Origin of the sequence: Thioclava arctica (assembly GCF_040892615.1) — a bacterium.
Taxonomy (GTDB): Bacteria; Pseudomonadota; Alphaproteobacteria; order Rhodobacterales; family Rhodobacteraceae; genus Thioclava; species Thioclava arctica.
In genome coordinates this window covers 20,401-44,711 of the sequence record NZ_JBFRYC010000011.1, presented here as the reverse complement: position 1 = coordinate 44,711, position 24,311 = coordinate 20,401, and the positions used below count along the sequence as shown (strand labels likewise).

The 24,311-nt window shown below is 61.9% G+C and carries 20 protein-coding genes; 5 read left to right on the top strand and 15 right to left on the bottom strand.

Annotated elements, in window-relative coordinates; all coding sequences use genetic code 11:
• Positions 1–106: 106 nt before the first annotated feature.
• A complete protein-coding gene (gene puuE, locus AB4874_RS15455) occupies positions 107–1,522 on the top strand; it encodes an allantoinase PuuE (RefSeq protein ID WP_368392645.1) in 1,416 nt (471 codons plus the stop codon).
• Here the strand turns inward: puuE and AB4874_RS15450 are convergent.
• The gene (locus AB4874_RS15450) at positions 1,519–2,412 is read right to left on the bottom strand and encodes a LysR substrate-binding domain-containing protein (protein WP_368392644.1); all 894 of its coding nucleotides are present in this window, start codon (positions 2,410–2,412) and stop codon (positions 1,519–1,521) included. The two genes, puuE and AB4874_RS15450, sit on opposite strands and share 4 nt — an antisense overlap.
• A gap of 134 nt (positions 2,413–2,546) precedes the next feature.
• On the opposite strand from AB4874_RS15450, the gene AB4874_RS15445 reads away from it, so the two are divergent.
• Both AB4874_RS15445 and AB4874_RS15440 read left to right on the top strand, forming a co-directional pair.
• Entirely contained in the window at positions 2,547–3,767 is a 1,221-nt protein-coding gene (locus tag AB4874_RS15445) for an acyl-CoA dehydrogenase (RefSeq protein ID WP_368392643.1), read from the top strand.
• Positions 3,764–4,885, top strand: coding sequence for a CaiB/BaiF CoA transferase family protein (locus tag AB4874_RS15440; protein ID WP_368392642.1), 1,122 nt, complete (start codon positions 3,764–3,766; stop codon positions 4,883–4,885). Before AB4874_RS15445 ends, AB4874_RS15440 begins: the two co-directional genes overlap by 4 nt.
• Before the next feature lie 98 nt (positions 4,886–4,983).
• Here the strand turns inward: AB4874_RS15440 and AB4874_RS15435 are convergent, their stop codons facing one another.
• From AB4874_RS15435 to AB4874_RS15370, 14 genes are all read right to left on the bottom strand, one after another.
• Positions 4,984–5,568, bottom strand: a complete 585-nt coding sequence (locus AB4874_RS15435; RefSeq protein ID WP_368392641.1) for a DUF1007 family protein — start codon at positions 5,566–5,568, stop codon at positions 4,984–4,986.
• On the bottom strand, positions 5,565–6,350 hold the full coding sequence (locus AB4874_RS15430; protein WP_368392640.1) for a hypothetical protein: 786 nt from the start codon (positions 6,348–6,350) through the stop codon (positions 5,565–5,567). Before AB4874_RS15430 ends, AB4874_RS15435 begins: the two co-directional genes overlap by 4 nt.
• A gap of 7 nt (positions 6,351–6,357) precedes the next feature.
• Positions 6,358–7,005 (bottom strand): HupE/UreJ family protein, encoded by a 648-nt coding sequence (locus AB4874_RS15425; RefSeq protein WP_295533152.1) that lies wholly within the window; start codon positions 7,003–7,005, stop codon positions 6,358–6,360.
• Positions 7,006–7,122: 117 nt separating this feature from the next.
• Positions 7,123–7,932 (bottom strand): phosphate ABC transporter ATP-binding protein PstB, encoded by an 810-nt coding sequence (gene pstB / locus AB4874_RS15420; RefSeq protein ID WP_295533150.1) that lies wholly within the window; start codon positions 7,930–7,932, stop codon positions 7,123–7,125.
• A complete protein-coding gene (gene pstA / locus AB4874_RS15415; RefSeq protein ID WP_295533148.1) occupies positions 7,932–8,774 on the bottom strand; it encodes a phosphate ABC transporter permease PstA in 843 nt (280 codons plus the stop codon). Before pstA ends, pstB begins: the two co-directional genes overlap by 1 nt.
• Before the next feature lies 1 nt (position 8,775).
• The gene (pstC, locus tag AB4874_RS15410) at positions 8,776–9,741 is read right to left on the bottom strand and encodes a phosphate ABC transporter permease subunit PstC (RefSeq protein ID WP_295533146.1); all 966 of its coding nucleotides are present in this window, start codon (positions 9,739–9,741) and stop codon (positions 8,776–8,778) included.
• A 71-nt stretch (positions 9,742–9,812) separates the two neighbouring features.
• Positions 9,813–10,868: a phosphate ABC transporter substrate-binding protein PstS gene (pstS, locus tag AB4874_RS15405; RefSeq protein ID WP_295533144.1), complete on the bottom strand. Its 1,056-nt coding sequence runs from the start codon at positions 10,866–10,868 to the stop codon at positions 9,813–9,815.
• Between the two features lie 323 nt (positions 10,869–11,191).
• On the bottom strand, positions 11,192–13,096 hold the full coding sequence (feoB, locus tag AB4874_RS15400) for a ferrous iron transporter B (protein WP_368392639.1): 1,905 nt from the start codon (positions 13,094–13,096) through the stop codon (positions 11,192–11,194).
• Positions 13,093–13,377 carry a FeoA family protein gene (locus tag AB4874_RS15395; protein ID WP_295533137.1) on the bottom strand — a complete coding sequence of 95 codons (285 nt, stop codon included), beginning with the start codon at positions 13,375–13,377 and terminating at the stop codon, positions 13,093–13,095. Before AB4874_RS15395 ends, feoB begins: the two co-directional genes overlap by 4 nt.
• A 181-nt stretch (positions 13,378–13,558) precedes the next feature.
• A complete protein-coding gene (locus AB4874_RS15390; RefSeq protein ID WP_368392638.1) occupies positions 13,559–14,992 on the bottom strand; it encodes a hypothetical protein in 1,434 nt (477 codons plus the stop codon).
• 79 nt (positions 14,993–15,071) lie between these two features.
• Positions 15,072–16,412: an HlyD family type I secretion periplasmic adaptor subunit gene (locus AB4874_RS15385; RefSeq protein ID WP_295533133.1), complete on the bottom strand. Its 1,341-nt coding sequence runs from the start codon at positions 16,410–16,412 to the stop codon at positions 15,072–15,074.
• Positions 16,409–18,454: a type I secretion system permease/ATPase gene (locus tag AB4874_RS15380; protein WP_295533132.1), complete on the bottom strand. Its 2,046-nt coding sequence runs from the start codon at positions 18,452–18,454 to the stop codon at positions 16,409–16,411. Before AB4874_RS15380 ends, AB4874_RS15385 begins: the two co-directional genes overlap by 4 nt.
• Before the next feature lie 56 nt (positions 18,455–18,510).
• Positions 18,511–20,685, bottom strand: a complete 2,175-nt coding sequence (locus AB4874_RS15375; RefSeq protein WP_368392637.1) for a hypothetical protein — start codon at positions 20,683–20,685, stop codon at positions 18,511–18,513.
• 170 nt (positions 20,686–20,855) lie between these two features.
• Positions 20,856–22,337 (bottom strand): hypothetical protein, encoded by a 1,482-nt coding sequence (locus AB4874_RS15370; RefSeq protein ID WP_368392636.1) that lies wholly within the window; start codon positions 22,335–22,337, stop codon positions 20,856–20,858.
• Positions 22,338–23,068: 731 nt separating this feature from the next.
• On the opposite strand from AB4874_RS15370, the gene AB4874_RS15365 reads away from it, so the two are divergent.
• Both AB4874_RS15365 and AB4874_RS15360 read left to right on the top strand, forming a co-directional pair.
• Positions 23,069–23,755, top strand: coding sequence for a response regulator transcription factor (locus AB4874_RS15365; RefSeq protein ID WP_368392635.1), 687 nt, complete (start codon positions 23,069–23,071; stop codon positions 23,753–23,755).
• Positions 23,742–24,263, top strand: coding sequence for a hypothetical protein (locus tag AB4874_RS15360; protein WP_295533124.1), 522 nt, complete (start codon positions 23,742–23,744; stop codon positions 24,261–24,263). The genes AB4874_RS15365 and AB4874_RS15360 overlap by 14 nt, the downstream gene beginning before the upstream one ends.
• Positions 24,264–24,311 lie beyond the last annotated feature (48 nt).

Below are 24,311 nucleotides of genomic sequence, written 5' to 3'. Positions count from 1 at the left end.
CTGTCCATCGCCCTGCAGCACGCGGAGTTGCGCGGATGGGGGCTTTCCCTTTGGCGCGATTTACTTTCTTCTAAGGCGGTTAGAGACCATGACGGAGCGCCCCCTGATGACCCGCTACCCCCGCGACCTGCGCGGCTACGGCCGCACCACCCCCGATCCGCAATGGCCCGGCAGGGCGCGTGTGGGGATCTCGATGGTGCTGAACTTCGAGGAGGGCGGCGAGAATTGCGTGCTCCATGGCGATGCTGCGTCCGAGGCGTTCCTGTCCGATATCGCGGGCGCTGCGCAATGGCCCGGTCAACGCCATTGGAACATGGAATCGATCTATGACTATGGCGCGCGGGTCGGGTTCTGGCGGCTGCATCGGCTGTTTACCGGGCTGAACCTGCCGCTGACGATTTACGGTGTGGCGACAGCCCTCGCGCGGGCCCCCGAACAGGTCGCCGCGATGAAAGAGGCGGGCTGGGAGATCGCCAGCCATGGGTTGAAATGGGTCGAGCACAAGGACATGCCCGAAGCTGAAGAACGCGCCCAGATTGCCGAGGCGATCCGCTTGCACACCGAGGTCGTGGGCGAGCGCCCGCGCGGCTGGTACACGGGCCGTTGCAGCGTCAATACCGTGCGTCTGACGGCGGAAGAGGGCGGTTTCGACTGGATTTCAGACACTTACGACGATGATCTGCCCTATTGGGTCGAGGCCGGGGAACGCGATCAACTGGTGATCCCCTACACGCTTGAGGCCAATGACATGCGCTTTGCCACTGCGCCGGGCTATATCGAGGGCGAGCAGTTTTTCACCTATCTCAAGGACAGTTTTGATACGCTTTACGCCGAGGGGCTGGCGGGCGCGCCCAAGATGTTCTCGGTCGGGCTGCACAATCGCCTGATCGGGCGGCCGGGCAAGGTTGCCGGGCTGAAACGCTTTCTCGAATACGCGCGCGGGCATGAGGGCGTGTGGTTTGCCACGCGCGGCGAGATCGCGGCGCATTGGGCGGCCACGCATCCCCCGATCCGGCGCGAGCGCCCCAGCCAGATGTCGCGCGCACGATTTATTGAGGTCTTTGGCGGGGTTTACGAACATTCTGCTTGGGTCGCCGAGCGCGCCTTCGATCTGCAACTCGGCCCCGCGCATGATTGTCTTGAGGGCATGGCCTCGGCTCTTGCGCGGATGTTTCGCAGCGCCAGCGCCGATGAACGGCTGGGCGTTCTGACCGCGCATCCCGATCTGGCGGGCAAGCTGGCACAGGCGAAACGGCTGACGGCGGAAAGCACGAACGAGCAGGCCAGTGCCGGGCTGGATGCGCTCAGCGACGCCGAGCGCGCCACCTTCGAGGCGCTGAACACGCAATATACCAAGAAATTCGGCTTTCCTTTCATCATCGCGGTGAAAGACAACACCAAGGCGTCAATCCTGCACGCGTTTCATCGCCGCTTGGCCCATAACCGTAATAGGGAACTGGCCGAAGCCTGCGCGCAGGTCGAGCGGATCGCGTGGCATCGCCTGAGCGCGATGGGCCTTTAACGCGCGCCCAGTTCGGCGATCAGCCAGTCTTGGAACGCCGCTACCGGAGCGCTGCCCATCGTGCGCTCGGGCAGGATCAGCGAATAGGTCTCGCCCGTCTCGAACCGTCGGCTTGAGGCCAGAACCAGCCGCCCCTGCTCCAGCGCCGGGGTGGCGATGATCTCGGGCACAAGGCCAATCCCCATTCCGGCCCCCGCCGCATCCATAATCATGTCGAAATGGTCAAACCGCGCGCCGCGCAGGATGTGGCGCGGGTCGCTACCGCTGTCGCGAAACCAATCAAGCCAGAGCGTCGGGCGCGTCGATTGCTGCAACAGCGGATGGCTCAGCAGCGCGGCATCGTCCAGGCGCGCGCCGCCCTCCAGCCGCCCCGGCGCACAGACCGCCACCAGCGTCTCACGCAGCAGTTCCACCACACGCGTTCCCGGCCCTTCATGCTGTGTGCGCATAATCGCCAGATCGAACGGGTCGCTTTGAAAATCCACCGGATGCAGCCGGGCGGTGACATCCAGGCTGATCTGCGGCGCGATGCGCTCAAACCGGGCCAGTCGTGCAATCAGCCAACTGCGCGCGAACGAGGGCAGCACCGCGATGCGCAAAATCGCATCCGCCCCGCCAAAGGCCATCACCCCCATCGCGGCGCTGTCAAGGCTCGCCAAAACTCCCTCGGCGCGCTCCAGAAACGCTTGTCCTGCGGGCGAAAGGACCAGACGTTTGCGCACCCGGTTGAACAGCGCTACGCCCAGTCGTTCCTCCAATGATCCCAGCGAACGCGAAATCGCGCTTTGCGTCAGGTTCAGCTCTTGGGCGGCGCGGGTCGTCGTGCCATGACGCGCGCAAGCGGTGAAGGCCTGCAACTCGCTCACGGTCGGAATATAGGCTTTGCGCATCGCGACTCCCTTCATCGGGCAAGGGGTAACTTTATGCGAATAACTCATCATCTTCAAAATTAAAATCGTTTGCCTGTGCGCGCTACATGCCTAAGATTGCGCCCAACCCAAGACAGACAGGCCGCGAGGATAGCATGACCGACAGACCCGTAATCAAAGCCAAAGACGCCCCCGATCTGGGGCAATTCAGCTGGGACGACCCGCTGCGCCTTGACGATCAACTGACGGAGGATGAGCGGATGCTGCGCGACGCCGCGCGCGCCTATGCTCAGGACAAATTGCAACCGCGCGTCATCGAGGCCTATGAGCGCGAGCAGACCGACCCCGCGATCTTCACTGAAATGGGCGCGATGGGCCTGTTGGGCGCGACCATCCCCGAGGAATATGGCGGGTTTGGCGCGGGCTATGTCTCCTACGGGCTGATCGCGCGCGAGGTCGAGCGCGTCGATAGCGGCTATCGCTCGATGATGTCGGTGCAATCCAGCCTCGTGATGTATCCGATCTACGCCTATGGCAGCGAGGAACAGCGCCGCAAATACCTGCCCAAGCTTTCCAGCGGCGAATATATAGGCTGCTTTGGGCTGACCGAACCCGATGCCGGGTCCGATCCCGGCGGCATGGTCACGCGGGCGGAAAAAACCGCCACCGGCTATCGCATCACCGGCAACAAGATGTGGATCAGCAATGCCCCGATCGCCGATGTGTTCGTGATCTGGGCGAAATCCGAGGCCCATGGCGGCAAGATCCGCGGCTTCATTCTGGAAAAAGGCATGAAGGGCCTGTCCGCGCCGAAAATTGGCAACAAACTGTCCTTGCGTGCAAGCATCACCGGCGAGATCGTGATGCAGGGCGTCGAGGTCGGCGAAGACGCTTTGCTGCCCCATGTGCAGGGCCTCAAGGGGCCGTTTGGCTGCCTGAACCGCGCGCGCTACGGCATCGCTTGGGGCGTGATGGGCGCGGCAGAGTTCTGCTGGCACGCGGCGCGCAATTACGGCCTAGAGCGTAAACAGTTCAACCGCCCACTGGCGCAAACTCAACTGTTCCAGAAGAAGCTCGCCGATATGCAGACCGAGATCACCTTGGGTCTGCAAGCCGCGCTGCAAACCGGCCGCCTTATGGATCAGGCCAATGCCGCCCCCGAGATGATCTCGCTGATCAAGCGCAACAATTGCGGCAAGGCGCTGGACGTGGCGCGGCTGTCGCGCGACATGCATGGCGGCAACGGGATTTCGGGCGAGTTTCAGGTGATCCGCCACATGGTGAACCTTGAAACGGTCAACACCTATGAGGGCACCCATGACGTGCATGCGCTGATCTTGGGGCGTGCGCAGACGGGCTTGCAGGCCTTCGCATGAGCGCACCGCTTGAGGGTGTGAAAGTCGTCGAATTGGCGCGCATTCTGGCCGGTCCTTGGGCCGGGCAAGTGCTCGCCGATCTCGGCGCCGAGGTGATCAAGGTCGAGGCCCCCGAGGGTGATGATACCCGCCGCTGGGGCCCGCCCTTCATCGCGCGCGAGGGCGACGGCCCCGAGGGTCGCTCGGCCGCCTATTTCCACGCCACCAATCGCGGCAAGCACTCCGTCATCGCCGATTTTCGTACGCCAGAGGGCCAGAAAATCGTGCGTGATCTGGTGGCTGACGCTGATGTCGTGATCGAGAATTTCAAGCTTGGCGGCCTCAAGAAATACGGCCTTGATTACGATAGCCTCAGTGCACTCAACCCGCGCCTTGTCTATTGCTCGATCACCGGTTTTGGCCAGGACGGGCCCTATGCCAGCCGCGCGGGCTATGACTTTTTGATCCAAGGCATGGCGGGCTGGATGGACCTCACCGGCGATCCGCAAGGTGAGCCACAAAAGGTCGGCGTGGCTTTCGCTGACATCTTCACCGGGCTTTACGCGGTGATCGGCATTCAGGCGGCACTGGCCGCGCGCATCCGCACCGGGCGGGGGCAGTTGGTCGATATGGCGCTGCTCGACTGTGCGGTCGGTGTACTGGCCAATCAGGGCATGAATTTCCTCGCCACGGGCAGCGCGCCGCACCGTCTAGGCAACGCCCATCCCAATATCGCGCCTTACGAGGTGATTAGCGCCGCCGATGGCGACTTGATCTTGGCGGTCGGCAATGACGGGCAGTTCGCGAGGCTTTGCGCGGTGCTCGGTCTCGATCTGGCAAACCAGCCGGACTTCGCCACAAACGAGGCCCGCGTCGCCAATCGCGCCGCCCTGCGCGCCATCCTGCTGCCCGAGCTTGCGACATGGCCGCGCGATAATCTGCTCGCCGCGCTTGAGACCGCGACCGTGCCCGCAGGCCCGATCAATACGCTCGATCAAGTCTTTGCCAACCCGCAAGTGCAAGCGCGCCAGATGCGTATCGAGGCCAATGGCATCGCAGGCATTCGCACCCCGATCGTGCTGTCTGACACGCCACTGGCCGATCCGCGCCCGGCACCGAAGCTGCCCTCTTCCTCTTGATAAAAATATCCCGGGGGGAGGCGCGGAACGCGCTGGGGGGCAGCGCCCCCTGCCTGACCGTTGATTGTCGCCATTCGCCGCCGGGGGGGGCACCCATGCTACTCGCTACAGGCCAGCGTCAAGGCAATCGGAATATCGTCTGGGCCGCCATGCACGTCGGGCTTGTTTATCGCGATGTTGGGTACGCAGGTTTGTCTCTCAGCCAGCCCGCGAATGACCACCGGGTCGGATTTTACCGGCACCAGCCCGGTCAGGTTCTCGGGGTCATACATCTCGATGCGCAGGGCGTTGGGGTCTTCGGGCGTGGCCAAGCCAAGCGCGAAGGCCAGCGTCACCACGCCATCCTTCACCGTCGCCTGAAAGCCGTAAATCTGGGGATCGGGCAGTTGCGTCTCGCCCTTCCAGATCCGGGTGTAGTAATATGACCCTTCGGTGTTTTGCTTGGTCGCCTCATGCACCGCGTTCAACTCATCGCCGTCAAATTTGCCATCGCCATTCGCGTCATAGGTCTGCAGCAACCAATCCGAGACCGAGGGGTCGAAGGTCCAGCTTTCGCCGATATGGGTGATCTTTCCCTTGTCCATGCCCACCAGCAGACGCACCAGCAACTCATCCTCGGGATGGGCGGTCGCGGCCAGCGGGATCACGGTGCAAAGCAGGGCCAGTGCGAGGGGGCGGATCATGGTTGGAACTCTGGCTTTTTCTCGCCCGGCGGGGCGGCAGGGGGCGGGGCCCCGAAAGAGGGGAAGGCATCGGCTTCGGGCACGGCAGATTGCGCGGCAGGGGCGTTTTCCGAGGCGGCGTTTTGTGGCGGGACGTTCTTGGGTTTGAGCTTGTTGCCCATCAACGCCACGCCGCCATAGAGAACCCCGATCGCCACAAGCCAGCTGCCAATGATGCGACCCGCGATCTCAAACCACTCCGCGCGCCATGAGCGCAGGCTCAGCGCGACCGCCCCGATCAGCCAGACGCCAAGCGCCACCCCCGCGAGGCTGACCCAAGGCTTGCCGCCATAGCTGGGGTCGGACAATTTCGTGGCCAGCGCATACATCGCGCCCAAAATCAGCGCGGCGGGCAGGATCAACACCGGGCGCGGCGTCCGCCCCAATGCCAAGGTCGCCCCGATTGCGATGGCGGAAATCGGCATGGTTAGAAAGTGATGGGTGATCGCACCGGGGATCTGTTGCAGCGCGGCCATCATCTCGATGCGCAACGCAAACCCTGTCGCCAGCCCGATCCCCCAAAGCACGCAGGCGATCTGGGCAGAGCGCTTGGGCACCAGTGCCAGCGCGATGCCAAAGCCGAACAGGGGAAACAGCCGCTCGACGGCCAGCGCGTCGCGGATCAGCCATGCGCCAACCTCGCCGCGCTGCGCCACTGGCAGCAGTGCCAGCGCGATCAGCGTGCCCAACCCGGCCAGCACCCACAGATGGCGCAACCACGAAATCCGACCTGCGAAGGACAATGTTCTATCAGCTACCAAAGAGGCTCAGCCCCCCATCGAGAAAGCCCAATTGCCCCTTCATATAGCCAAAGGCCAGCACGAGGAAGCCACAGCCTACAAAGGCGATGAATGCCCCCAAAAGCTGCGACAGCCGCCCTTTCCAGACCGGGTTAAGCGCAAGTCCAACCCCCACGCCGATCACGTGGATGCACCCCGTCGCCAGCACGAAACCGATCGCGTAATCGGCCGGGTCGGCGGCCATCGGAAGCTCTGCGCCATGGGCATAGCCGTGATAGAACCCAAACACCGCAATAATCGCCAGCGACACCCATTCCGCAGGCGTCCACGCGGCGGCAATCGCCAAGCCCAGAACGACAATCGACAGCGCGATGCCAATTTCGATGCCGGGAACGGGCAGGCCCAAAATGCCAACGATGCCCCCGATCACCATGATCATCGGGAACGTGACGGGCAGCGACCAGACACGCCGTCCACCCATCTGCGCACCCCAAAGACCCACCGCGAACATCGCGAGAAAATGGTCATAGCCGCTTAGCGGATGCTCAAAGCCTGCGGTAAACCCGCCCGAGCCGGTGCTGGTGATATGGGCCGCGGCGATTTGCGGGATAAACAGCACGATCAGGGCCGTGAGAGCAGCAAGGCGGCGATGCGACATGGGCGATCTTTCGGTTGTGATTATGTCGCGGCATAATCTGGATCGGCCCCGAAAACTCAAGGTGGTAAAACGTCTCTGTCTCTCACCATCCGTTGAGAAATGTTGCGGCGCAAGCCGTCAGCCAAAGCGCCCGGTGATATAATCCGAGGTGCGCTCATGCTGGGGCCGGGTAAAGATTTGTGCGGTTTCGCCCGCCTCAATCAGGTCGCCCAGATACATGAATGCCGTGCGGTCGCTGACCCGGCTGGCCTGCTGCATGTTATGGGTAACGATGGCGATGGTGAAACGCGCCTTGAGCTGATGGATCGTCTCTTCGATCTTGCCCGTCGAGATTGGGTCCAGCGCCGAGGCAGGTTCATCGAGCAAGATCACCTCGGGCTCGACGGCAATGGTGCGCGCGATGCACAGCCGTTGCTGCTGCCCGCCCGAAAGCGACTGCCCCGAACTGCCCAGCTTGTCCTTGACTTCTTCCCACAGCGCCGCGCCGCGCAAGGCGGCCTCGATCCGCCCCTCCATTTCGGTTTTCGCGACCCCCATCAGGCGCAGCCCGAACGCGATGTTCTCATGGATCGTCATCGGGAAGGGTGTGGGTTTTTGAAACACCATCCCGACCTTGGCGCGCAGCCGGTTCAGATCGGTGCCCTTGGCCAGAATGTTCTCGCCATCCAGCAAAACCTCGCCCGTGGCACGCTGTCCGGGATACAGATCATACATCCGGTTGAGCACCCGCAATAGCGTGGATTTCCCGCAACCCGAGGGCCCGATAAAGGCCGTAACCTGATTTTCGGGCAGTTCCAGATCAATCCCTTTGAGCGCGCGGGTCGCGCCGTAGAAAAACTCCAGATTGCGGATCGAGATGCGCGATTTCGGCGCCGGATCGATGCCTTGAAACGTCAGCGGATTGCGGTCTCGGGTCAACGTATCCATCAGGATTTGTCCTTTTGCGAGGTAACAAGGCGGGCAAGGATCGACAGCGCCAGCACCGCCACCGTAATCAGCAGCGCCCCGGCCCAAGCCAGCGCCTGCCAGTTGTCATAGGGGCTCAGCGCGAACTGAAAGATGGTGATCGGCAGCGAGGCCATCGGCGCGCTCAGATTGAGGCTAAAGAAGTTGTTGCTGAGCGCCGTGAACAGTAGCGGCGCAGTCTCGCCCGAGATCCGCGCAATCGCCAGTAGCACCCCTGTCACCATACCCGCACGCGCCGCTTTATAGGCGATCTGGCGGATCACGATCCAGCGCGGGGCACCCATTGCCAGCCCCGCCTCGCGCAGTTGATCGGGCACAAGGCGCAGCATATCCTCGGTCGTGCGCACGACGGTCGGGATCACCAGGATCGCCAACGCCACCGCCCCCGCCAGCGCCGAGAAATGGCCCAGCGTGGCCACCAGCACCTGATAGACAAACAGCCCGACGATGATCGAGGGGGCCGAGAGCAAGATGTCATTCACAAAGCGGATCACCGTGGAGAGGCGCGAAAACCGCCCGTATTCGGCCATATAGGTGCCCGCGAGAATGCCAATCGGGGTGCCGATGAGCACGGCCATCGCGCTCATGATCAACGAACCGACAATCGCGTTGCGCAGCCCCCCCACCGCATTGGGCGCGGGGGTGTCTTGGGTGAACACCGCCAAATTCAGCGCGCCCGCCCCCTTCACCACCAGATGAAACAAGATCAGCGCCAGCACCAGCAGACCCAGCCCGGCGGCGGCGGTGCTCAGGCTCATCATCAGCGCATTGGTCAGTTTGCGCCGGGTCATTCGAACAGACATCTCACACCCCCGCTTTGCGTTTCATCCGTCGCAACATCCATTGCGCGCAGGCCAGAACGATGAAGGTGAGGATGAACAACACCAGCCCCAGCGCGATCAGCGAAGCGGTATAAAGCGGCGTCGTGGCCTCGGTGAACTCATTGGCGATGGCGGCGGAGATCGTCGTCCCCGGCGCAAGGATCGAGCCCGAAATGCGATGCGCGTTGCCAATCACAAAGGTCACCGCCATCGTCTCGCCCAAGGCCCGCCCCAGCGCCAGCATCACGCCCCCCACAAGCGCCGTACGCACATGCGGGATGACGATATGGCGGTTGACCTCCCAGCGGGTCATGCCCAGCCCATAGGCGCTTTCGCGCAGCATATCGGGCACCGTCAGAAAGATGTCGCGCGCCAGCGAGGCAATGAAGGGCAGCACCATCATTGCCAAGATCAGCCCCGCCGTCAGCATCCCGATCCCGTAGGGCGCGCCCGAAAACAGCATACCGATACCGGGCACATGCCCCAGCGTGTCGATCAAGGCGGGCTGCACCACCGATTGCATGAACGGCGCAAAGACGAACATCCCCCAGATCCCGTAGATGATCGAGGGAATCCCCGCGAGCAGCTCAATCGCGATGCCCAAGGGGCGGCGCAGCACGCGCGGGCAGGTCTCGGTCAAGAAAATCGCGATCCCCAGCCCAACGGGCACCGCAATCACCATCGCGATCACCGAGGTGACAACCGTGCCGTAAAGCGGTGCGAGCGCGCCGAATTTGTCGGTCACGGGGTTCCATTTTTCGGTAATCAGAAACCGCAGCCCGAATTCCTGAAAGGCGGGCCAAGCGCCCCAGCTCAGCGAGACAAACACCCCCAGCAAGACCGCCAACACGATCAGCGCCGCGCCCAGTGTCAGGGCAAAGAAAATCCGGTCTGCGCGCGCCGCCGGGTTTGCGCGTGCCCTGCCGCTGAACTCTTGCGTGATGGCCATTTTAGTCTCCGCGAAAATAGGCAAGGGGAGGGCTACCAATGGCAGCCCTCCCCACATCTCTTAGGGACAGATCAGTTGTTCATTGCCCAGACGGCAGCGCCGTCTTTGCCCTTGATCTGAGCCCATTCTTTTTTGATCTGCGCGACCACATTGTCGGGCATCGGGATGTAGTCAAGCTTGGCAGCCGCCGTGCCGCCATTGGCATAGGCCCAGTCAAAGAACTTGAGCGCTTCCGCTGAAGCAGCCGGATCTTTGGCATCGGAATGCATCAAGATAAAGGTCGCTGCCGTCATCGGCCACGTGTTCGCACCCGGCTGGTTGGCCAAGATCACACCAAAGCCCGGCTGGCTCGACCAATCCGCATTCGCGGCAGCAGCGGCGAAGGCGTCCGATTTCGGGGCCACGCGCTTGCCGTCTTTGTTGATCATATCGGTGTAGGTCATCTTGTTTTGCAGCGCGTAGGCATATTCGACATAGCCGATCGAATTGGCGGTCTGATCGACATTCGCGGCGACGCCTTGGTTGCCCTTGGCTCCAAGACCCACGGGCCATTCCACTGCCGTCGAGACGCCAATGTCGCTCTTCCAGCCCGCGTCAACAGCGGCCAGATAATAGGTGAAGTTGAACGTAGTACCCGAACCGTCCGAGCGATGCACCACGGCAATTGCGGCATCGGGCAGCTTGACCTGCGGGTTCAGCTTGGCAATCGCGGGGTCGTTCCACTTGGTGATCTTGCCCTCATAGATCGCGGCCAGCGTGGCCCCGTCCAGAACCATTTCGCCGGGCTTGACGCCATCGAGATGCACGACCGGAACGATCCCGCCCATTACGGTAGGAAATTGCACCAGCGTATTCTTGGCCAGCTCATCCCCGCCCAGCGGCTTGTCCGAAGCGCCAAAGGTCACGGTGCGCGCTTCGATCTGCTTGATCCCGCCGCCCGAGCCGATTGCCTGATAGTTCAGGCCGGTGCCGGTTTTTGCCTGATAGGTTTTCGCCCAGTCCGAGTAGATCGGGTAGGGGAAGGTCGCGCCAGCGCCCGACAGGTCAGCGGCCTGTGCGACGGCAGCATATGCGAGGGTCGCTCCGGCGAGGGCAGCGCCACGGGCGAGAATACGAAGGGTGATCATGATACGGTCCTTGTCTTGATCCCAGGTGATTGGTTCACCACCACGCCGAACGTTCGGGCATGGCTTAAACCCTTCGCTAGGGTCGGTTCTTGACAGTTCTGTAACGGGTTTCAGCATGCGCACGGCGCGCGTGATTGCTGCGCGGGGCTGAATTTGACGCAAAATCCCAGTCCCGCTTAGCGCATCGCGCAGCCCGCAAGGCTATGAAGTGGCTAGATACCTGACGCGCGAAGCACAGGTATGTGATGGGTTGTGAGCCAAAAGAGAGCGGTTTGGTGCGTATCGCGCCGCAAATACGTCGCGCGCGGATCGCGAATCGACGCTTAACCCGCGCCCAAGGACGCCGCGATCTGATAGGTCACCAGCGAGGCGAGATAGGCCAGCGCGAACATATAGATCAGCGCCACCCACATCCATTTCGCCGCGCCGGCCTCGCGCCGGATCACCGCCAGCGTCGAGATGCATTGCGGCGCAAAGATATACCACGCGAGCAGCGACAGCGCGGTGCCAAGGCTCCATTGCCCGGCCAGCGTGTGGATCAGCCCGCCATCGCCCGACACCGCATAAACCGTCGCCAGACCCGCCACAGCAACCTCGCGCGCGGCCATGCCCGGCACCAGCGCCACCGCGATCTGCCAGTTAAAGCCCAGCGGCGCCAACGCCGGAGCAATGAACTTGCCGATCATCGCCGCAAAGGAATAGTTAATCGCTGGGCCCGTCGCGCCTTCTGGCGCCATCGGGAAGGTCGACAGCACCCAGATGATCACCATCGCCCAGAAGATGACCGTGCCCGCGCGGCGCAAAAACACCCGCGCGCGTTGGTACAGGCCCAGAAAGATATTGCGAGGGCGGGGCAGTTTGTAATCGGGCAGGTCCAGCATCAGCGGCGCGTTGCGCTCTTCGCGCGAGAACAGGTAGCGCGCGACAAAAGCCACGACCAACACGCTGAGCACCCCCGCCGCATACAGCCCGAACATCACCAGACCTTGCAGGCTCAGCCCGGCGACCTTGATGGGCGGAATGAAGGCCGCGATGATCAGCGTGTAAACCGGGATACGCGCCGAGCAGGTCATCAGCGGCGCGACCAAAATCGTCGTTAGCCGGTCGCGTTTATTGTCGATCACGCGCGCCGCCATGATGCCGGGGATCGCGCAGGCAAAGCTGGACAGCAGCGGGATAAACGCGCGCCCGTTCAGCCCCGCCTTGCCCATGATCCGGTCCATCAGGAACGCCGCGCGCGCCATGTAGCCGAAATCTTCGAGCAGCAGGATGAAGAAGAAAGTGAACAGGATCTGGGGTAGGAAAATGAGGATCGACCCGATCCCGGCAATCACCCCATCCACAAGGAAACTCTGGATCAGCCCCTCTGGTAACAGATCACTGACCAGCACGCCCAGCCCCGTAAAAGCAGCGTCAATCGCATCCATAAACGGCGTGGCCCAGCTAAACACCGCTTGAAACATCGTGAACAGGATCGCCAGCAAGATCAGCGGCCCAGCAATCGGATTGAGCACCACCCGGTCGATCTTGGCCGACACCGTATCGGGTTCGGGCGGGCGGATGACATGGGCGTTGACCAGCCGTTCTGCCTCACGCATCGCGACGCGCAGATCATGCGAACTGGGCGCTTGCCATGTGCTTTCCTTGGCAAGTTCGACGCCTGCTTCCAGCATCGGATCGACACAGGCCCAGAGCGCATCCAGCCCGCCACGGCGCACAGCGGTCGCGGTGACAACGGGAATGCCCAGATCATCCGACAGCGCCTCATGGTCGATCTGCAAGCCACGATGGCGCGCGATATCGATCATGTTCAGGATCAGAACAATCGGCAGCCCGACCTTTTTCAGCTCGCCCACCAGACGCAGCGCGCCGCGCAGGTTCGTGGCATCGGCCACCGCGAGGATCATGTCGGGCACACGCTCGCCCTTGCGCTGCCCCAGCAACACGTCGCGGGTGACTTCTTCATCCGGAGAGCGCGCGCGCAAAGAATGGGTGCCGGGCAGGTCGATCACGGAAAACCGCCGCCCCGCCGCCGTGGTGGCAATGCCGATTTTGCGCTCGACCGTGACGCCGGAATAGTTGCCAACCTTCTGGGTGGCCCCCGTCATCGCGTTGAACAGCGCCGTCTTGCCGCAATTGGGCGCACCCACCAGCGCGGCCTCAAAGCGTTGCGCGTCGGGGTCTGGCAGGATGGCTTGGGGCTGGGATATGGCGGGCGCCGAACTCATTCCGCGAGGATCGCCATCGCCTCATGTCGGCGCAGCGCAACCGTGGTGTCATTCACACGCACGGCAATCGGGTCACGCCCGAACGGGCCTTCGTGCAGGATGTGAACCGAGGCACCCTCGATAAAGCCAAGCTCCAGCAAACGGCGTTCGAGTTCTTCGGGGTCAAACCCGCCTTGGGTCGCAACGGGCGAGACGGAAACCAGCGTGCCGCGAAAGCCACGGCGACATTCGCCAAGGGGCAACGCCACGGCGGCTTCGATTTTTTCAGGGCTGGCCATCATGCGATCAACTCCATGCCGGATACGACTCAATCTCTCGATCCTTACAATCAGGAGATAGCGCGCGATTTGATCTCTGACAATTCAACTCTGGTATTTTTCACGAAAATATGACGATTATTTTTGTCAGGAATAGCGCCGCCGCTGATATTCAAGGCAAAAACTGGCCCGATGGGGCCGTCGCTCAATGCGTTGTAAAGGGAAATTTTAGCCCTGCAGTCAGCGTGGTGGGGGCCATACCGCCGCCTTTCAGCGCCTTGATCTTGCCCAGTCCGACCGACAGGCTCATCGTGTCATTGAGCGCGTAATCGGCCTCTACCGCCACAGATCCGATCACGCCGCCGGCCACATCAACGCCGCCACCGCCCGCCGCGCCGACGCGCCCTTCAAGCGAAATCGCCCAGCGATCCGCGATCGGCTGACGCCAGCCGAGACCCAGCATCCCAATCGCGTAGCCCGCAACATCGCCGCCCAAAGCGGTCTGCGCATTGCCGGTGACATAAAGCTTGTCATTGAGGAACAGATCAATCGAGCTTTCCTGCATCACAGGCTTGCCCGTCGCCGTCGCCCCGGCTTTGCGAAACGCGGTATTGGGGTCTTGCATCGAAATCCCCAGCGTATAGGCCCAGTGTTGCGGCTGTGCGCTGACCGGTCCGGCCTCGACACTGCGCCGGAACACCCGCGTCAAACCGATGCGTGCCACTGTGGCGTTCATATCGCCATCGGGCGCAAGGGTTTTGCCGACCGACAGGTCAAAATCGGCCCAAGGCAGCAGCGCCACGCTGACGCCCAGCCCTGCATCCAGCAAAACGCCGCCCCCGGTATCGACCTGACCACCGCCGCCAAAGCCAAGCGCGGCTTGCCCGTAAACCGAGGCGCGTTGGCCCAGCGCGATGCGGTGGCGCAGTCCGCCAAAGATTTGCATATAGCCCTCGCCGCCACTCGCTGCACCATCGCCCGACAGCACCAACTCATTGCGCCCGCCCAGCAGAAAACTCGCCTCAGCGCCCGCCAGTTTCAAATTCGTCTGCGGCGCGCCGGTGCGGTCACGACTGCCGCCCATATCCGCATACGACCCCCGGATCGAGACCGAGCGCAGCGGCATCGACAGCGGTGATCCCGTCAGCGCGCGCTGATCTTCGCCTGCGCCGATATGCCAGGTCAGCCCCGCCGTCAGGGCCGTGTTTTCAATGTCAGCACCCGCGATTTTGATATAGCTCGCGCCGAGTTCCGCATCGACACGCTCGCTCAGCGCATAGCCAAAGCCAATCCCGGCGCGGGTCATGAAACCATCGCCCACGACAACCGCCGCGCCACCGCCTCCGCCCAGAAACAAAGCGGTGTTCAGCGAAATGCGCTCACTCAGCGCAAAGCGTTTGATGCCCTCGACGCCCCAGAAAAACGCGCCCCCGCCATCGCCCTTGGCCCCGGCATAGATCGACTGACCAAAGCTGATGCCGCGCCCCAGATCGCGCCCGAAATAGACCCGCGCCAAGCCTTCAATCGGGGTGCGCGGATTGTTCAGGCCCTCATAGCCCACTCCAATTTCAAACGCGTTCGCACCCACGGGCAGCAAGCTGGCGACAAAAGCGAGAAGCAAAAGGGAGCGATGCGACATCTAAAAAACCTAACTTTAAAACGCGGGACCAACTCATATGGCCCCGCGTTTTACGTAAGGTCAAACCCTGCGGCGGGCTTTAATGTTCGCGAAAGGCGCGTTGCATCGAATCCGCCACAGGCTTGGCGATATATTGCGCAAATGTGCGCGAAGCGGTCTCGATCATCACCAAAACGGGCATCCCTGGCATCGGCGCAAATCCCGGCACCCGGCGCAATTCGGATTGCGGCAGCCGGATGCGCGCCAGATAGACCTCGCGCGGGGTTGCCGCCGAGCGTTCGACAATCGCATCCGCCGAGATGTAATAGACCTCGCCCTTCAAGATCGGGGTGGTGCGCTGGTTCAGCGCGGTCAGGCGCACCGAGGCGGTCTGGCCAATCTTCACCGCGTCGATATCGGTGCGCGCGATCATCGTCTCGATGATCAGCGGCGCCTCAGAGGGCAGGATTTCGGCAATCACCTTACCCGCCTCGACCACGCCGCCCGCGCCCGAATAATTCAGCGCCACGACCGTGCCCGACACCGGGCTTTCGATCACAATACGCTTCAGGATCGAGTTGGCCTTGCGTTCCTGTTCGCGCACGCCGTCCAGTTCGGCCTGCACGGTTTCCAGCTCATCCAGCGCGGCTTGGCGGTGCGTTTCAATCGTCTGTGTCGTTTGCGCTTGATACTTCGCACGCATCTCCTCGCTTTCCGACACTTCCGCCGCCAGCCGCCCGATCTGACCATCAGCATCCGCCAGCGCGCGCCGGATCGCGTTGAACTCGGTGCGCCGGATCAGCCCGTTTTCGAACAGTTGTTTTTTGCTCGCATGATCTTCGGCCAACATCCCACGCTGGGCGCGCGTGGCCTCAAGCTGCGCGCTATAGCCCCGCATGCGGCTTTCCATCGCGGCGATATTGCGCGACAGCAGGTCCAACTCGCTTTCGACCTTGGCCTTGGTGACGTTGAACGACAGTTGCTGAGCATCCAGCATCGCGGCCACTTCGGGATCGGCGCGCGCCTCTAGCAGCCATTCGGGAAGGCGCAATTCGCGCCAGCCGTCATATTCGGCGGTGATGCGCGCCTCCATCGCCTCCAGCCGGGCGCGGCGCAAAAACAGCGCGCGCTCATTGGCCAGCGCCGAGGTCTCATCCAGTCGCATCAGCGGCTGGCCCTTTTGAACAAAATCGCCCTCGGAGATATGGATTTCCTTGATGATCCCGCCTTCGAGGTGCTGGATCATCTTGTTGCGCCCGGTCGCCACGAACGACCCCGGCGCCATGATTGCCGCCGCAAGTGGCGCGCTAAAGGCCCAGACGCCAAACCCGCCAAAAGCCGCGAGAAACACCACCAGCCCCATGATCACCATGCCCCGGATCGAGCGCGGAACCTCGGCAAACCAGCTTGCGCTATCGGATATGTCCTGACGATTGTTCATGCCGGAGCTCCCTGAAATGCGGGCGTGCGGCCCTGTGGCGCGACTTGGGGCTGTTGCGGGCGCTTGCGCCGTTCCAGCTCGGCGAGCACCTGCGCGCGCCAGCCAAACAGCGCGATATTGCCATCTGACAGCAGCATGATCTTATCGACCGCGCTCAGCAGCGAGGGTTTCTGCGTCACCACAATCGTCGTGATACCAGAGCGTTTCGCATGGCCCAAAGCGCGCACAAGAGCGGCATCGCCCAGCGTATCAAGGTTCGAGTTCGGTTCATCCAGCACCACGAATTTCGGATCGCCAAAGAAGGCGCGCGCCAACCCGATGCGCTGTTTCTGCCCCCCCGACAGCGGCGAGCCATCGCTGGACACCACGGTCTCATAGCCCTGCGGCAGGCTTGCGATCATGTCGTGCACATCGGCCAGATCGGCGGCGCGGTGAATTTCCTCGTCGCTGGCATCCTCCCGCATCCGCGCGATATTGGCCTTGATCGTGCCGGGGAACAGCTGCACGTCTTGGGGCAGATAGCCCAGAATTTCGCCCAGCTGGCGCGGATCCCAGTTGCGCAGATCCATCAGATCCAGCCGCACCGCCCCCGAGGTCGGCAGGATTGAACCCACCAGCATCTTGCCCAGCGTCGTCTTGCCTGCGCCGGAATTGCCGATGATCGCCAGTTGATCGCCCGGCGCCAGCGAGAAGGTCAGCGCATTGAGCACCACATGTTTCGTGCCTTGCGGGACATAGAGCAGCCGCTCGACATCCAGCCGCCCCAGCGGCTTGGGCAGGCGCAGCTTGTCATTTCGGCTTTTGGCCGAGGCCAGCAACTGCGCCACCCGGTCATAGGCACCGCGCGCCAGAAGAAAGCTGTTCCAGCCCTCGATCGCGCCTTCGATCGGTGCCAGCGCACGCCCCGCCACAATCGAGGCCGCGATCACCATGCCGCCGGTGATCTGGCCATCCAACGACAGCCACGCCCCCCAGCCCAGCATTGCGATCTGGGTGAACAGACGAAACATCCGCGACAGCGAGGCGGTATAGACGTTGCGGTCCTGCGCCTCGATCTGCGCCTTGAGCGATTGCGCGGTGTCGCGCCCCCAGATCGCGACTGCCTCGGGGATCATCGCCATCGCGTTGATGATCTGGCTGTTGCGCGACATGGATTCGAGATGCAGGTTGGCGCGGGTCTGCGCCTGATTGGCACGGCGAAACCCGTCGCTGGTGATCTTTTGGTTGACCCAGGCAAACACTGCCAGCAGCGCCGCCGTGCCCACCACGATCATCCCCAGATGCGGATGGATCAGGAACACCACCACCATGAAGATCGGCGCAAACGGCACGTCCAGAAACGACAGCAGCGTGCCAGATACCAGAAAGCTGCGCAGCGCGCCCAGATCGCCGAGCACCTGATATTCGCGCCCGTTGGAATGCAACGAGGCCTGCGCCGCCGCCGACAGAACCGGCGCACCCAGCCGCGCTGCCACATCGACGGCCGAGCGCATCAGAACCAGCCGGCGCAGCGCATCCAGTATCGTCTGCACCATGATCGCGCCCAAAATCACGATCGTGAGCATCACCAGCGTGTCGATGGAGCGCGAGGTGAACACCCGGTCCGAGATCTGGAACAGGTAGATCGGCACCGCGAGGATCAAGATATTGGTGGCGCATGTCATCAGCACCACAAAGGCCAGATTGGACCTGAGTTTGCGCTTCATCAGCGACAGCGTGCGCGTGTAATCCAGCGGCGCGACGCGCTGGTGAAATTTGGTGGCGGAAGGTGGCGCGGGTGGGGAGCCGGAGGCGTCTTTCGCGGGGACGTTTTTCACCCCCATAGGGCTTTCCACGCCACCTTCCTCCCGGGCAAGCGCCTGCGTTGGCGCCGTGCACTGCCCGGTTTCGTTGGCAGGGATTGCCCTGCCTTTGGTCCTACAGGATCGAAACCGTTCGGCGCGCATCCCGGCATCCAACACCAGCCGCTCCACCATGTCGGTTTTGCTTACATCCCCTTGGCGATCCGGTCCCCCACCGGTGGTATCCCCAATCTTGCTCACGTCACTCTCCCCTTCGAGTTTTGTGTGGATTTAGCGTGTTTTGGTGACCCCCACGGTCAGGCCAAGACACTGTGCAGCGCATCAAGAGAGCCCGAGTTCATCGTGTCTGGAATGAACCCCGCGCCCTCGACGAACCCGCTGCCCGGCCCGTCGTTGAAATCATCGCTCAAAAAAACCACCGCTTCGGAGGCCAGATCGCCTTGGGGCGCACTAAACGTGCCCGCCAGATCGAACGGCCCCTGATCACTAGCAAACATGCCCGCCTGATACAGAACCGCATCGCTGTAGCTGCCCGCCCCGGCCATGATCGTGCTGTCCACACCTGCGACCGTCAGCGACGCGACATTGGCCAGAATGTTGTCGCCCGCCGAGATATCCGCCAGCGCGTCATCGCCCGGCAACGCGACCGAGATCACATCGCTATCGCTGAGCAGATTGATCTGGGTCAGCGAGTCGCGGATCAGCAGGTCGCCCTCGATCCACAACACCCGCATCGCATCCAGATCGCCCAAAAGCGGGTCGCCAAACAGCCCCGAGACAGCGGCGTACGCAGCCGCGTCAGGCGTGCTTTGCGCCCCCGACTCGCTGGGTGCGGCGCTGTCACCGGTCCCCGCCATCGCGCCAAGCGCATCCAGCGTGGATTGGAAACTGCTCGACATCTCAAGGGCGGTGTCAGTGCCGAGATGGGTGATGCTGGCCTCGTTCCACAGCAGGTTGTCATGGCCTGAAAACAGCGCCGTCCCACTGCCGTTGCTGAGAAACAGATCATCGTCCAGCAGCACGTTGATTTGCTCAATCGAGGCAAGCTGCACCATGTCGCCGCCCACAAAGATCGCATCGAAATGCCCGCCCAGTTGCAACAGCAACTCAAGATTGGAGACAGTGTTGCCGCCGGTCGAAATCTCAATGTGATGGGTGCCGAATTCATAGCTGACCACATCGGAATCGTTGATGTGATTGATCTGGTAGGTGGTGTTGTCGATCATCAGATCGCCATCAATGCGCACCATCCCAAGCAGTTTCGCTCCCCCCGCCACGGCGGGTGCCAGGTCTTGGGCGGGATTGGCCAGCGTGTCTTGTGTCGCCAGATTGACGATCTGCGAACCGATGCCGCCGCCCATGTTGGGCGCGCCCGCATCACCGTTAAAACTGTCGAAATCGCGCAGCACGTTGATTTGCGAAATCAAGCTTAGCGATTGCGCCATGCCCGCCACCGCGATCACCGGCGCGTCGATCCAGTTATGTTGAATATGGATCTCATTCAACGCGAGATTATTGCCCGTGCTCAGGCTCTGATCTGCGCTTATGGCGCCGCCGCTCAGCGTTGGGCTGATTACCGTTCCCGCTGCGCCATCCTCGACCAGAACCTGACCTTGGGGTGTTTCGGTCGGGCTTGGCGCAGGGTTGCGCGCCTCCAAGCGATCGCTCAGCGTGGTTGGTGCGTCGCTGACAATCTGTCCGTTGAGCACCGGCGCGCCGCCAAAGACACTCGGGGCAGGGGCCTCTTGCGCGTCGGACCCCGCATCACCGTTACCCGCGTCTGTCTCTTGTGCTGCGTCAGGGACCCAAGGGCGATGATGAAACATCGCGACCTCAGCCCCCGCCGGGGCGTCTTCTGGATCAAGCGTATCAAGCCGGTCGCGCAGGACGCTGGCCTGATCTTGCACCGACAGCCATTGCACTGAGGTGTCGGGCGCGCCCAGCGTCTTGGCCGTTTCCACCAGATCCGCCATCTTGGCCGCAATCGCTTCGGACGAAAACGCGCCGGCGAACTGTTCGGGCAAGGTGAAAGGCTGCGACATCACGCTGTCAGTGTCGCTCAGATTGTTGATTTGCACCGTCAGGGTCGCCACCGAAGAGGGCGGCGCCAGCGTGACGAAAAAGCTTTGTGATGTGCTGGATTGAAACGACATCACGCTTTGGGGGTCATAGCTGTCCCCCGGATATACGGGCTGCCCCGGCTGCGGCAGCCGGACATGATCGGCATGGGGCAGCATCGGCACCGTCGGCGCGAGCGGCGGCGGCACTGCCAGACGCAATCCCGGCGTGAAGTCCTGCAACAGATAGTCGGATGTCACATGGACATTGACGTTCAGCAGCGCCCCCGGCTCTTTCTGAGCCAATTGGAGCGCGCGGAATGTATCATAATGCTGTCGGGCCGAAACCTGTTCGGTCGTCAGCTGAAACGCACCAATGAAATGGGCGATTATCTCTGTCTGACGGTCAAGCATTGTTCAGCTCCCTTGCGTTGGGCCGGGTCCAAAGAGGTCTGGGCGATGTGATCGTATCGCGATTGCCCCCCTCGAACTTGGCCGTCCCGTTTTGCGCCTGCCCATCTGTGTCGAGCCGGGCGCCGGGACGCAGACGCGCCCGGTTGCCCGGGCGCGCCGCAGGTCTTTGATCAGCTGGCGTCGTCGTCGCCGATATAGGTCGAGCTCATCGAGCCGCCGACAATCGTGGTATCCACGGCATTGCCAAGAACATTGGCGCCCATCACGATCGACTGGTTGAACGCGGTGGTGTCGATTGCCGCGCTGGCATCCGCATAGGATTGGCCGGTCACCATTCCGTCGTCACCATTGCCCGATCCCCAGCTGCCAAGGCCGCCCGCAGTGCCGCCATTGCCGCCCATCACCGAGCCGCCAGCACCCGAGGTTGCAAGACCACCCGTCGAGGTCGCCATGCCGCCCATGGCGTCAGCCGTCGAGCTTGAGGTGCCATAGCCCGCGGCACCATTGCCGCCATCAGCGCCAGCGCCGCCCATGCCCATACCGGCTCCCAGGCCTGCGCCCATGCCGATTGCGCCTGCCATCGAGCCGCCATCAAGAGCCGAGGAGAAGTCGCCCGGCCCCGGAGCGCCCAAGTTGGAGTCGCCCGTCACCGAGTCATTGGCCGACGAGGTGGCGCTGCCATCGGTCGCTTCTGCGCCTGCAGCCCCCAGACCAAGCCCAAGGCCCAGACCAAGACCCGCACCGCCAGCCCCGCCAGCGCCGCCATCTCCGCCCGTGCCCGCGGCATCAGACATCGACATGGCCGTGCCGCCGCCAGCAAGCGAAATGCTGCCCGTGGCAAGTGCCAGACCGCCATCAGCCGAGGGTGCGTCCGATCCGTTGCCACCCGTGCCACCTTCAGCCTTGATCCCGTCATCCGAGGTCGCAGCATTGCCCGAGATCGAGCCGGTAGCGTTGAACGTGCCGCCCGCATTCGACACCGAAGCGTTGGACAGCGTGTCATTGTCGGTGAGCTGGTTGGACATGTTATTAACCATGCCAACATCGTTGCCCGCACCATTAAGCGCATCGCGCAGAATGTCAGACAGGCTGACGTCGTTGCCCGGATCATAGCTGACATCGCCCTTCGCCATCAGCACATCGCCGACGGACGAGCTGCCAGCGAGATCGAAGTCAGCAAAGTCATCATCGGTGGGCACATAGCCTTCCATGTTCATGCCAACCTGCACGTCGACATTGGTCGCGCTGGTGTTCGAGCTGTGGTTCAGGTTGCCATTGAGATTGCCATTGAGGTTCCCGTTGCCATTCATGTTGGCGCTTGAGCTGTTCGCATTGGCATCCGAACCGGACGTGCTGCCTGAATCAGATTGGCTCCCGGCGCCTGCACCGGCAAGGGCACCCGCCCCGGCAAGGCTACCAGCCCCGGCCAAGCTACCAGCACCCGCCAGACTACCAGCGCCCGATCCGGAATCCGAGGTCGACCCGGAATCTGAAACATTGGTGGTGGTGGAGTTTTGATCCTGCATCTGGCCTTGCAGTTCAGCTTGCGCTTGCCCTTGGCCTTGCAGTTCCATCTGGTCTTGCGACTGATCCTGCGACTGGTTGCTGTCGGGATCGCCCATGTTGTTGTGGTGATTTCTCTTCGAAGACATTGTGTCTCTCCCTGTTAGACAGGGCCCGGCATCCGTCATTCATTTTTCAAACGGGTCTACCGAACCAGTTACGGGGTTTGATCGGGGTTTCCCCCGCCTCTCCGTTTGCCCTCAGACATGCCTCTCACGCAGCGCAAAACGATTGCTTTGCGCGAGACCCACTTCGACAGTTCCGTCGAGCTACTGAAAAGGATCACAGCCCCCTGCTGCGACCCTAATATCCTGTGTCAGCAGGGGGCCGCGACATAGTTAGCCATTGGGTGAACACGCCCGCAAAAGAGGTCAATTGCCTGAAAAAATTGCACTTAATTCACACTTTTTTGTGAGCTTTGTGCATCACGCCAAAAAATTTTGCGCTTGTCGTTAATTTTTATGCAACCATAACGAAATTGTAGTGACCACTAAAGCTTGTGGAAGGCGTCGCGGGACCCTCAATACCTGCTCTCGCGAAGCTTCTAATGTGTTGAGAATCAGTCGAATTTGCCCCAATTTTGACCAAATAGATCGCAATTCTGGAATCCCTTACCCCTAGGTAAACCGAATGATCGACGCTCGCCTCACGCCTTTGTGTTAAGATGTAGATCGTAGAGCGTGTGGGCTCTGCGATTGACATAAACGTCAATAGTTCTTGGTTGGGGAAAGGGGCCGCCATGAATGCGTTGCGTAAGAGTGAACTAGTGGGCTCTCGAATGAGTCCATCCTGTCATCATGATAATGCTGCAATCTGCTTCTTGGGGACGGGACAACAATTTTCGGAAACGGTTCTGCGTACGGTCGACGCGGAAATCTCGCCGGCCAAATGCCTGCGGATTTCTGATGTCGAGACGCTGTATGCGGACCTACAGGAAGACGGGCGGTTTGATGGGGTGGGCCATCTTTGCACGCTTATCGCGGATGAAAGCCAAGCCGAGGCCTTGATTGCCTTGTCGCAAGAGCCGAATGCGCGCTTCTCTCGGGTGAAATTCGTGATCGCCTATGAGAATGAAGACTATGGGCGCGAGTTGATGGATCGCTTTGGCGCGCAAATCATCTCCAACCAGATCAGCGTGCTGCCGATGAACGTGAATCTGACGACATGGCTCTTGATTTTGCGGATGGTGGTGTCGGGGGGGCACTATATCCCCCCTGTTCTGGTGCGCTGCCGCCCGAGCAATCCGCATCTGCCCGGTATGAACGGCTTTGACGCTGGCCCGGGGATTTCGTCGCAAAATGGCGAACGCCCGGTCACCGGTTTGACGCCGCGCGAAACCGAGGTGTTGGGAATGCTCGCTTCGGGTCAGCCCAACAAGATTATCGCCAATCAACTCTCTTTATCCGAGCATACGGTAAAGCTTCATATCCACCGCATTATCGGCAAATTGGGCGTCTCAAATCGCACCGAGGCGGCGATCTGGTTTCATCGCAATGGCGGCGCCTGAGGGGCCGCTGGGCGCACCACCGCCAGAGTTTGATACATTCCTGATGCAGATAGGGCGGATCAACTACGCTTGGACCAATACCGAGAGTTTATTGATTCACCTGATCGCAGGTTTGGCGCAAACCGACAAGGAAACGGCGGTGATCTTGCACCTGACGTTGAACACAACGCGGGCGCGACTCGATCTGGTCGAGCGATTGGCCAAGCGCAGCGCAAGCCCGGTGCCCGAAGCGGCGCGCGCACGCGTTATCAAAGTGGCAGGCCGGATGAAAAAAGTCTCCGGGCTGCGCAATCACTACAATCACTGTCTTTACGCCTTTGATGCGGGTGGCGGTCCGGTGCGCACGATCCAGATGCGTATCGCCGATCGCAAAACCAGCCTGCGGATTGGCGAAGAGGCCGTGCTGGATCGCGCCACGCTGGACGATCTGAACGCGGCCCTCGTGGAACTCGGGGCGCTGAATACAGAAATCTGGGCCATCGTGGCAGAATACGGCATGCCAGCCTAAAGCGAAGCCGCATCGCGACATGAAAAAAGCGACGGGATCTGACCCGCC